This is a genomic window from Polaromonas sp. P1_F2, assembly GCF_056405735.1.
Window position 1 is genome coordinate 127228 of sequence record NZ_JBFUBN010000014.1, and the last position, 10400, is coordinate 137627.

A 10400-nucleotide genomic window follows, 5' to 3' on the forward strand; every position below is an offset into this window, starting at 1 on the left:
AGGACGGGCAGGGCAATGCACGGGGGTCAGGTCGGCCGCCGGCGATCAACCGCCCGTGGATTCCTTGACGATCACCCAGCGATCACCGACCTTGGCGAGGTCCAGGGTCTTGCGGCTGGAGATGTTCAGCGAATCGGCGCTGTAGTCCTGTTTGAACCTGGCCGTGGCCTTGGCGCCCTGCACCGTGACGGACAGGCTGGATAGCTTCACGTTGATTTTGGATTTGCCGACGATGCGCGCGCGGCGGTCTTCTTCCCAGGCTTTGCGGGCCTGCTTGCCGGGCGGGTCGAAACTCTGGCCGTAGCTGCCGAGGTAGCCGCTCATGTCCTTGTTGGACCAGGCCTGGGCCCAGGCGTGCACGGCGGCTTCGACTTCTTTCTCGGAGCCGGTCGCGGCGGCGGGCGCTGGCGTAGGAGCCGGGGCGGCCGGGGCCGGTGTTGCGGCGGGGGCTGGCACTACAACGGGAGCGGGTGCGGCAGGCGCTGGCTTGGCGGCCGGCGCCGGCGCGGCCGACACCGGGCCGGAAGCCTGTGCGCCGGCGGCGGGTTTGGCGGCGGCTTGCGGCTGGGCTTTGGCGTCGGCGGAGAACAGGTTGCGGATCAGGGCCAGCTTGGGCGGGACGGCCGCATTGCCGCCGTCCAGCTGCAGCGCCTTGCTGTAGGCCTGGCTGGCCAGGCGGGCATAGACGTCGCCGAGGTTCTCGTGCGCGGTGGCGTAGCTGGGGTTGGTGCGTATGGCCATTTCCAGCGCGGCGCGGGCCTTGTCGAACTGGCTCTGGCCGGCGTACAGGACAGCCATGTTGTTGTAGGGCTCGGGGAGTTCGGGATAGTCTTCGGTGATCTTGGTGAAGGTGGTGATCGCGTCGTTGGTCTTGCCGGTTTCGGTCTGGATCACGCCCTTGAAGAAACGCATCTGCGGGTCGCGCGGTTTGCTGGCGAGGTACTGGTCGACCTTGGCGAGTGCCTCGGCATACTGGCCGGCGCGCATCAGGCGGCTGACATCCGCGTAGTCGTCGGCGTGGGCCGCGGACATCGACAGCGCGGCCGCCACCACGAGCAGGCGCAGCGTGGCTGACAGGGGTTTGCGTTTAAAAAAGTTTTGCGTGGGCATAAGAACTCTCGCTATTGTTTTGGGTCCCCTGGGGCCGTTTGATGGCCGTGGGCAGAAAATCGCTCCAAACAGCCCGGCTTTTCAGGTGGCCGAGGGGGCCGCTGAATGTTGTCCATCGGGCTGGATATACTGGCTGATTGTAGCTGAGGGGGTATAGTCCATGGCCGCCCGGATTCCGTACTTTTCCTTTTTATCGCACGTTTTGGCGCGTACGCCGATCGGCCCTTGCCCGCCCCCGGCATCCGTGAGATAAACCTTCCTGTTTCCTTGTCCGACCGATAGTCGGTTTTCAACCGACGTCTCCCGCCACCCCAATTTTCATGAGCCTTCGCATTTACAACACGCTGTCGCGTGCCGTGGAAGAATTTTCCCCCCTGGAACCCGGCCATGTGCGCATGTATGTCTGCGGCATGACGATTTACGACCTGTGCCACATCGGCCATGCGCGCATGATGATGGCCTTCGACGTGGTGCAGCGCTGGTTCAAGGCCAGCGGCCTGCGCGTGACCTATGTGCGCAACATCACGGATATCGACGACAAGATCATCAAGCGGGCGGTCGAGCGCGGCATCACCATCCGGGCGCTGACCGACGAGATGATCGAAGCCATGCACAAAGACATAGGCGCGCTGGGCATGGAGCCGCCGTCGCTCGAGCCGCGCGCCACCGAGTACGTGCCGCAGATGCTGGCCATGATCGGCACCCTGGAGAAAAAGGGACTGGCTTACCGCGGCTCCAGCGGCGACATGAATTATTCGGTCCGCAAGTTCCCGGGCTACGGCAAGCTCTCGGGCAAGTCGCTGGACGAGTTGCGGGCCGGCGAGCGCGTGGCCGTGCTGGACGGCAAGGACGACCCGCTGGACTTCGTGCTCTGGAAAAGCGCCAAACCCACCGAACCCGATGACGCCAAATGGAACAGCGACTACGGCCCCGGCCGTCCCGGCTGGCACATCGAGTGCTCGGCCATGAGCTGCCAGACCCTGGGCGAGACCTTCGACCTGCACGGCGGCGGCGCCGACCTGCAGTTCCCGCACCACGAAAACGAGATCGCCCAGAGCGAGGGAGCGAACGGCAAGCCGCTGGCCCGCTTCTGGGTGCACAACGGCTTTGTGCGCGTGGACAACGAAAAAATGTCCAAGTCGCTGGGCAACTTCTTCACCATCCGCGAAGTGCTGACCCAGTACGACGCCGAAACCATCCGCTTCTTCTTGGTGCGCACGCATTACCGCAGCGCCCTTAACTACAGCGACGCCCACCTGGACGACGCCCGCAACGCGCTCAAGCGCCTGTACACCGCGCTGGCCGGGGTTAGGCCCGATGCCGTCGCTATCGACTGGGCCAACCCGTTTGCCGCCCGCTTCAAGGCAGCCATGGACGAGGATTTCGGCACGCCCGAGGCGGTGGCCGTACTGTTCGACCTGGCCGGCGAAATCAACAAGACGCGCTCGCCCGCGCTGGCGGGGCTGCTCAAGAGCCTGGGCGCCTGCCTGGGCCTGCTGCAGGGCGAGCCCGGCGCTTACCTGCAGGCCGGTGCCGGCCTGGACGAGGCCAGCATCCAGGGCCTGATCGCGCAGCGCGCCGCCGCCAAGGCCGCCAAAAACTTCGCCGAAGCCGACCGCATCCGCCAGGATTTGCTGGCCCAGGGCATTGTGCTCAAGGACTCCGCCGCAGGCACCACCTGGGAGGCCCAGTCGTGACCTTTGACTACACGCCCGGCCGCGAGCCCTTGTCAACCCCGCAGACATTGCGCAGGGCGCCATGAAGCAGGTCGTCAAAAGCGGCCCCGCCAGCGCCGAGCTGGCAGACGTGCCGGGCCCGGTCGCCGCGGTTCCCGCCTATTGGGCCGAGGCCTGCAAGCACCTGGTCAAAAAAGACCGGGTCATGAAGCGGCTGATCCCGCAGTTCGGCGACGCCTGCCTGCAGGCCCGCGGCGACGCCTTCGGTACGCTGGCGCGCAGCATCGTGGGGCAGCAGATCTCGGTCAAGGCCGCGCAGACCGTCTGGCACCGTTTTGTGGCCTTGCCCAAAAAGATGACCCCGGCCAACGTGCTGAGGCTCAAGGTCGACGACATGCGGGCCGCGGGCCTGAGCTCGCGCAAGGTCGAATACCTGGTCGACCTGGCCATCAACTTCGATGCCGGCACGGTGCACGTGAAGGACTGGCAGTCCATGGACGATGAGGCCATCATCGCCGAGCTGGTGGCGATCCGCGGCATCGGCCGCTGGACGGCCGAGATGTTTTTGATCTTCTACCTGATGCGTCCCAACGTCCTGCCGCTGGATGACGTCGGCCTGATCAGCGGCATCAGCCAGAACTATTTTTCCGGCGAATCGGTCAGCCGCAGCGACGCGCGGGAGGTGGCCGCCGCCTGGGCGCCGTACTGCAGCGTCGCAACTTGGTATATTTGGCGCTCTTTGGACCCATTACCGGTCCTGGGTACCCCCGTGGGTACCGAGCAGATTTAAGTTTCAGGAAGCCTTGAGGAGCAGCACATGGCGAAGAAGACCTTTCTTGATTTCGAGCAACCGATCGCGGAACTCGAAGGAAAAATCGAAGAACTGCGCTACGTACAGACCGAGTCCGCCGTCGACATCTCCGAAGAGATAGACCAGCTGGCCAAAAAGAGCCAGCAACTCACCAAAGACATCTACAGCGACCTGACGCCCTGGCAGATCACCAAGATTGCCCGCCACGCCGAGCGCCCGTACACCCTCGACTACATCAACGAAATCTTCACCGATTTCGTGGAACTGCACGGCGACCGGCACTTCTCCGACGACCTCTCCATCGTCGGCGGCCTGGCCCGTTTCAACGGCACCGCCTGCATGGTGCTGGGCCACCAGAAGGGCCGCGACACCAAGGAGCGCGGCCTGCGCAATTTCGGCATGAGCAAGCCCGAGGGCTACCGCAAGGCGTTGCGCCTGATGAAAACCGCCGAGAAGTTCAAGCTGCCGGTGTTTACCTTCGTCGATACGCCCGGCGCCTATCCCGGCATTGACGCCGAAGAGCGCGGCCAGTCCGAGGCGATCGGCCGCAACATCTTCGAGATGGCGCAGCTCGAAGTGCCCATCATCACCACCATCATCGGCGAAGGCGGCTCCGGCGGCGCGCTGGCCATTTCGGTGGCCGACCAGGTAGTCATGCTGCAGTACTCGATTTACTCCGTCATCAGCCCTGAAGGCTGCGCCTCCATCCTCTGGAAGACCTCCGACAAGGCGCAAGAAGCCGCCGAGGCGCTGGGCATCACCGCGCACAGGCTCAAGGCCCTGGGGGTGATCGACAAGATCGTCAATGAACCCGTGGGCGGCGCCCATCGCGACCACAAGCAGATGGCGGCCTTCCTCAAGCGCGCCCTCAACGACGCCTTCCGCCAGGTCAGCGACCTGAAGGTCAAGGAACTGCTGGACCGCCGCTACGAACGCCTGCAAAGTTATGGCCGCTTTACCGACACCAAGGCCGACGCCAAATAAGCCGCCGGCTGGCTGCGCGCCGGGCACGGCGTGAGCAACCCCAACCCGGCGCTGGTGGCGCTGGACTCTCTTGATCCTGTTTTTCCGCTGGGCGTGGCCTACAGCGGTGGCGCCGATTCCACGGCCTTGCTGCTGGCGGCCGCGCAGCGTTGGCCCGGGCGGGTGACGGCCCTGCATATCCACCACGGCCTGCAGGCCGCCGCCGAGGAATTTGTGCGCGTGTGCGAGGCCACCTGCGCGCGCCTGAATGTTCCGCTTGAGGTGCTGCGCGTGCAGGCCGGCAACGCGGCCGGCCAGAGCCCCGAGGATGCCGCGCGGCTGGCGCGTTATGCCGCGCTGGCGCAGGCTGCCACCGAAAAAGGCCTGTCCGCCGTGCTGCTGGGCCAGCATGCCGACGACCAGGTCGAGACCCTGCTGCTGGCCTTGAGCCGCGGCGCGGGCCTGCCGGGCCTGGCCTCGATGGCGGCGCGCTTTGAGCGCGGTGGTGTGCTGTTCCTGCGGCCGCTGCTGCAAATTCCCGCGGCGGCGTTGCGGGGCTGGCTGGTCGAACAGAAAATCCCGTTTGTCGACGACCCGACCAACAGCGACGAGCGCTACACCCGCAACCGCATCCGCGCCCGCCTGTTGCCGGCCCTGGCTGAATCCTTTCCGCAGTTTCGCGAAACCTTCGCCCGCAGCGCCCAACATGCCGCCCAGGCGCAGGTCTTGCTGTCCGAGGTGGCACGCGAAGACCTGGCGCGCGTCGGTGCGCCGCCCGCCATTGCTGCCCTGCGCGCGCTTTCCGCGCCGCGCCAGGCCAATGTGCTGCGCCACTGGCTGCTGGAGTCCCACGGCGCCACGCCCAGCGCCGCGCAGCTCGATCAATTGCTCTCGCAGATTGCCGCCTGCAGCACGCGCGGGCACCGCATCCATCTCAAGGTGGCGACGGGCCACGTCACGAGGGACGGCGCGGTGCTGCGCTACGAGGCGGCGGCGGATAAGCCTGCTTAACCAGGTAGTAGTCCTAGGTATAATTGAAGGCTTTGCTGGCGCCGCAGAGCCGCTAAAAGCCTGTCAAACAGCGCTTTTTGCCGGTAACGACCACCAAAAAATTCGCAACAACTTCCTGATTGACCCCCAGAAAATGGCATTGATCGTTCATAAATATGGCGGCACGTCGATGGGCTCGACAGAGCGCATCCGCAACGTGGCCAAACGCGTGGCCAAGTGGGCGCGGGCCGGCCACCAGATGGTCGTTGTCCCCAGCGCCATGAGTGGCGAAACCAACCGCCTGCTGGGCCTGGCCAAGGAACTGGCGCCCGCCAAAGCCGGCGACGCCTACAGCCGCGAACTCGACGCCCTGGCCGCCACCGGCGAGCAGGCCTCCAGCGCGCTGCTGGCCATCGCATTGCAGGCCGAAGGCATGCAGGCCGTGAGCTACGCCGGCTGGCAGGTCACCATCAAGACCAACAACGCCTACACCAAGGCCCGCATCGAGTCCATTGACGACGAACGCGTGCGCGCCGACCTCGATGCCGGCAAGGTCGTCATCATCACCGGCTTCCAGGGCGTGGACGAGGGCGGCAACGTCACCACGCTGGGCCGCGGTGGCTCCGACACTTCGGCGGTGGCGATTGCCGCGGCGCTCAAGGCGCACGAATGCCTGATCTACACCGACGTCGACGGCGTTTACACCACCGACCCGCGCGTGGTGCCCGAGGCGCGGCGCCTGCATACCGTGAGCTTCGAGGAGATGCTGGAGATGGCCTCCATGGGCTCCAAGGTGCTGCAGATCCGCTCGGTGGAATTCGCCGGCAAGTACAAGGTGCCGCTGCGCGTGCTATCCAGCTTCACCGAATGGGACATCGATATCAACGAAGAGGCCAAGTCAGGCACTTTGATCAGCTTTGAGGAAGACGAAAACATGGAACAAGCCATCGTATCGGGCATCGCTTTCAACCGCGATGAAGCCAAAATTTCCGTGCTCGGCGTGCCCGACACCCCCGGCATCGCCTACCAGATCCTGGGCGCCATTGCCGACGCCAACATCGAAGTCGACGTCATCATCCAGAACATCAGCAAGGACGGCAAGACCGACTTCAGCTTCACCGTCCACCGCAACGACTACTCCAAGGCCGTCGACCTGCTCAAGACCCAAGTTGTCCCCAAGCTGGGCGCGCAGGAAGTCACCGGCGATGCCAAGATCTGCAAGGTCAGCATTGTCGGCATCGGCATGCGCAGCCACGTGGGCATCGCCAGCAAGATGTTCCGCGTGCTGAGCGAAGAGGGCATCAACATCCAGATGATCTCCACCAGCGAGATCAAGACCTCGGTGGTCATCGACGAGAAGTACATGGAACTCGCGGTGCGCGCCCTGCACAAGGCTTTTGACCTGGACCAGCCTTCCGCCTGAAAATGGCCTGCAAGTCGTGAGATAATCGATTTATTGGAAACGTGACCGAGTGGCCGAAGGTGCTCCCCTGCTAAGGGAGTATGGGGTGTAGAGCCTCATCGAGGGTTCGAATCCCTCCGTTTCCGCCAAGATAACCCCTGTAGGCTTTTTGCTTGCAGGGGTTTTTCTTTTGGCACTGGCAGTCCGTCTGTTTCCGGTGGGAATGCATCGAGCATTGCCCGGATCGTGGCTCTCGCTTGGGCCTCGTATTCATCCGTTGCGTCTAGAGAATCTTCAAAGTACTCGAAGATTGTTCGTAGGCGATCCACACCAGCTATTTCCGCTAGCTGTATCCGCTTTTTGAGCCCGCATGCGCGCTTGCCCTTCTTGATGTCGCTCAGATTTTGAGGCGTGACATCAATGAGTTTTGCGAGTGCCGTTTGGCTTCCCGCGATCTCCGCTGCTCGTTCAATGGTGTCGGCTAATGGCATTTTTGCTGCTCCGTGGTTGATTTGTACACGCAATAGCGTGTACATTACGTTTACACGTTGAAACGTGTATTTACCCTTTTATGTGGGTAATTATCAATCAACTATTGGAAGGCACTCCATGATTTACCTCGGTACCGGGACCATGTCGCAAGGCATGTCCTTTTCCTCTCAACTCAACGTCCTGTGCTGCGCTCACTGTCCAGCCGACAGGATTGGCGGCAACCCTAACGACTGCACGGCGCCTGATTGCGCGGCGTCTCGAAGCACTCCCCCTGCTGAAAATTCCAACCCTCCGGGTGCCTCTGGTGGCGCGGATGGGCAGGGGGCGTGCACCCCCAAGCGCTCCAACCTCGACAACACCCGCCGTCGCGCCGTCGTCAAAGGCTGCAAGGTGCGCTTTCCTGGTGGCGCTATCGCTACCGTCGCCCGCGTTCGCCTGGGCGAGTTTTGGACCACCACGGGCACCGTGAAGCCCTGGCCTACAGAGTTCGTGTGGGTTGTCGCATGAAACCCGCCGAAGTGTTGTCGGCCCTCGTGATGGTGCTGCTGGCCCTTTTGATGTCGGTGCTGTCCTCGTGTGAGGCTGAGCGGCGCGGTTGCCGGGTCGAAACCGCAGTGGGGTGCGCTCCCTAAGCCCTACCCCCAAGCCTTCGCGCTGAGGGCTTCAGGGTGGCGCTAAGTCCACTGTCAAACCTAAAGGAAATCAATATGTCTTTTTCTTCAACGATTCAGATTCTCAAGGTCGACGAACCCGTCGAAAAAACCTCCCCGAAGGACCAGTCGAAGTACATGGTTTACACGGCTCAAACAGCTTTGCTCGACGATAACGGCGAACTGCAGAAAGTCGGGCGACTTCGCATCCCCGAGGGCATGCGCGAGAAAGTGAAAGTGGGCACGTTCCGCGCTGCCTTCTCCCTCGAAGTCGCTCAGTGGGGCCTCAACAAGGGCGACGTGATCGCCTCGTTGACCGACTTGACCCCTGTGGCACCTAACCAGCTCAAGCGTGCTCCTGGCGCTGCTGCTGCGGCTTGACCATGCCAGCGGAAACCCTCGCTGAGTTGGTCAACGTTCTGCTAACGCTGGCATTTGTGACCGGCGCGTGCGGGGCCTTTTTTGGTTCGTGGATCAAGGAGGAATTGCAGGCGGTTGGGCACTTTGTGGTCCGTCGTCTGCGCCCGCCTTCCGCCGCGCAACTCCAGCTGATGGCCCGCGTGATGCGTAAGCGCGCCGCTCAGTTGGAAATCCAGGCTGAAAAGCAATTGCAGATTGTCAGAAAGTGACTCCAGCCTGTAGGCCCGCAACGCTGTGAAGCGCCCGGGTCTATGGGGTGTAGTTCCGAATTTCTCGGGCCACCACTTAGGAGAAAAACGTATGTTGAAAGTCAAAACCCTGTGGGCCGCCATTACCGGCTTCATCCTGTCCCTGAGCGTGGGCCTGGCGCACGCCGTGGACAGCGAACTGGTCACTTCGGCCAAGGCCGGCATCGATACCGCCAAGGCTGACGGCATGTCGGTCGGCGGTTCGCTGCTGATCCTGTTCGCGGCCCTGTTCGGCGTCTACATGCTCATCGGCATGTTGAAGAAACGCTGATGGCCGCAGGCTTCAATTCCGAGGGGGTCTGCTACCTCAGCGTAGGCGAAGCCTTGAACGCCCGCTGCAGCGTTGTCTCGTCCGTCCTCGCTGACGGAACCGTGATGACCTGCAGCGGCGTTTCTAACCTCACTGCCATCGGTGGTGACCTCTCATATCAAAAAATCTCGCCTACGGGCGCAGTCACGGTCCAGCTGGTGCCTGTGGTCCCTCTGCCGTGCGATAGGCCTACCTGGCTTGACACCTACTCGCCGCTCATCGGGCAGTACACGCTGTTGCTCATCGCCTTCCTCGGCGTCAAAACTCTGATCGGCATGTTTAAACATGACAACCTTCCATCATGACAATCGATTTGGTCGTCTTCGCGTTCTTGTTGCTGGCGGTGTACTGGCTGTTCTGTCACTGATCACTTGCGGGTCCGCTAATGCAGGTTGGAAGTACAACTCCAACGCGTGTACGACTGCCGCTGTAGCGGGTGCTCAGTTTGCTACGGCCAACACGGGTGTTTATCAGGGCTTTAGCTACGTCGCGACGCTGGCCACTGCTAATGAGACTACCGGGCTCATTACCGGGTCCAGCACATCGCATAGCGTTGCGACGGGCCAATATGCGGGGACCTCGAACTGGTCCTTTCAGCTAACGTCCTGTGATATCAATGCGTGTGTGGCGGGCACCGTAGGCTTTCATCGCGGCGTTGTTGCCGGCGAAAAGGTTAACCCATTCAATACCTGCCATCAGAACTGCGTGACCTCAGCAGTCCCGCGGCTGGACCTTGGCTTGTCCGTGACCTCGGGTAACCCGGTTCAGACCTACGCGACCTGGGAGCTGGTGCGCAAAGCTGAGGCGTGCGACTCGGCCACATCCACACTTCCCAGCTTGCCATCGACCGGCACCACGTCCACGCCGCCAACACCTGAGCCAGAGTGCCCAGCAGGGCAGAGGCGCGTGTATTTCGCATCGGGTGTCCCTAGCTGTCAGCCTATCCCTGAGGACCGTTTCTGTCCCGTTGGCTACACCTACGGCACCGTCAACGGCAAAGACACGTGCATTAGCCAGAGCAACGGCCCGCCCACATCCAGCAGCCCGACTACCACCGATAAGACGCCGGCGACGGAGTCCAAAGAGTCCAGCACGACGGTGACTAATCCGGACGGGTCCACCACCACGACAAAAACCGTTAGCGACGGTCGAGGCGGCGGCTCAGTCACCACCACCACGACAAGCGCTGACGGAAAAAACATAGAGTCCGTCACCAAGAAGATGGGAGAGGACCCGGACGGCAAGTGCGAACCCGGCACGCTCGGTTGCATGAAGCCTGGCACGCCCAGCGGCACCGGCCCGTCAAAGTCAGAGCGCACCGTCACCCT

At 62.8% G+C, this 10400-nt stretch carries 12 protein-coding genes and 1 tRNA gene; 10 read left to right on the top strand and 3 right to left on the bottom strand.

The genetic code is table 11. The annotated features are described in order from the left end of the window. Nucleotides 1-45: 45 nt before the first annotated feature. On the bottom strand, nucleotides 46-1110 hold the full coding sequence (locus tag AC1D0O_RS22435) for a YybH family protein (protein WP_477655708.1): 1065 nt from the start codon (nucleotides 1108-1110) through the stop codon (nucleotides 46-48). Nucleotides 1111-1430: 320 nt separating this feature from the next. On the opposite strand from AC1D0O_RS22435, the gene cysS reads away from it, so the two are divergent. The 6 genes from cysS (at nucleotide 1431) to AC1D0O_RS22465 (ending at nucleotide 7101) form a co-directional block, all read left to right on the top strand. After that, the gene (cysS, locus tag AC1D0O_RS22440) at nucleotides 1431-2807 is read left to right on the top strand and encodes a cysteine--tRNA ligase (protein WP_477655709.1); all 1377 of its coding nucleotides are present in this window, start codon (nucleotides 1431-1433) and stop codon (nucleotides 2805-2807) included. A gap of 61 nt (nucleotides 2808-2868) precedes the next feature. Beyond that, nucleotides 2869-3576 carry a DNA-3-methyladenine glycosylase family protein gene (locus tag AC1D0O_RS22445; protein WP_477655710.1) on the top strand — a complete coding sequence of 236 codons (708 nt, stop codon included), beginning with the start codon at nucleotides 2869-2871 and terminating at the stop codon, nucleotides 3574-3576. Nucleotides 3577-3603: 27 nt separating this feature from the next. Then, complete coding sequence (locus AC1D0O_RS22450; RefSeq protein WP_477655711.1) at nucleotides 3604-4581, top strand: acetyl-CoA carboxylase carboxyltransferase subunit alpha; 978 nt, start codon at nucleotides 3604-3606, stop codon at nucleotides 4579-4581. 30 nt (nucleotides 4582-4611) lie between these two features. Continuing rightward, on the top strand, nucleotides 4612-5571 hold the full coding sequence (gene tilS, locus AC1D0O_RS22455; protein ID WP_477655712.1) for a tRNA lysidine(34) synthetase TilS: 960 nt from the start codon (nucleotides 4612-4614) through the stop codon (nucleotides 5569-5571). A gap of 133 nt (nucleotides 5572-5704) precedes the next feature. Continuing rightward, nucleotides 5705-6973 carry an aspartate kinase gene (locus AC1D0O_RS22460; protein WP_436153983.1) on the top strand — a complete coding sequence of 423 codons (1269 nt, stop codon included), beginning with the start codon at nucleotides 5705-5707 and terminating at the stop codon, nucleotides 6971-6973. A 35-nt stretch (nucleotides 6974-7008) separates the two neighbouring features. Continuing rightward, nucleotides 7009-7101 (top strand) — tRNA-Ser (locus tag AC1D0O_RS22465). On the opposite strand, the gene AC1D0O_RS22470 is transcribed toward AC1D0O_RS22465, so the two are convergent. Then, nucleotides 7069-7443, bottom strand: a complete 375-nt coding sequence (locus AC1D0O_RS22470) for a hypothetical protein (RefSeq protein WP_477655713.1) — start codon at nucleotides 7441-7443, stop codon at nucleotides 7069-7071. The genes AC1D0O_RS22465 and AC1D0O_RS22470 overlap by 33 nt on opposite strands. A 708-nt stretch (nucleotides 7444-8151) precedes the next feature. On the opposite strand from AC1D0O_RS22470, the gene AC1D0O_RS22475 reads away from it, so the two are divergent. The 4 genes from AC1D0O_RS22475 to AC1D0O_RS22490 all read left to right on the top strand — a co-directional run bounded on the left by AC1D0O_RS22475 (nucleotide 8152) and on the right by AC1D0O_RS22490 (nucleotide 9377). Beyond that, nucleotides 8152-8475, top strand: coding sequence for a hypothetical protein (locus AC1D0O_RS22475; protein WP_477655714.1), 324 nt, complete (start codon nucleotides 8152-8154; stop codon nucleotides 8473-8475). Between the two features lie 2 nt (nucleotides 8476-8477). Then, nucleotides 8478-8723, top strand: coding sequence for a hypothetical protein (locus tag AC1D0O_RS22480; protein ID WP_477655715.1), 246 nt, complete (start codon nucleotides 8478-8480; stop codon nucleotides 8721-8723). A gap of 91 nt (nucleotides 8724-8814) precedes the next feature. Beyond that, nucleotides 8815-9033, top strand: a complete 219-nt coding sequence (locus AC1D0O_RS22485) for a major capsid protein (protein WP_477651826.1) — start codon at nucleotides 8815-8817, stop codon at nucleotides 9031-9033. Then, the gene (locus tag AC1D0O_RS22490; protein WP_477651827.1) at nucleotides 9033-9377 is read left to right on the top strand and encodes a hypothetical protein; all 345 of its coding nucleotides are present in this window, start codon (nucleotides 9033-9035) and stop codon (nucleotides 9375-9377) included. Before AC1D0O_RS22485 ends, AC1D0O_RS22490 begins: the two co-directional genes overlap by 1 nt. Nucleotides 9378-10049: 672 nt before the next feature. Here the strand turns inward: AC1D0O_RS22490 and AC1D0O_RS22495 are convergent. Continuing rightward, nucleotides 10050-10400 (bottom strand): hypothetical protein (locus AC1D0O_RS22495; RefSeq protein ID WP_477655716.1); only part of this gene is annotated, 351 nt, incomplete at its 5' end.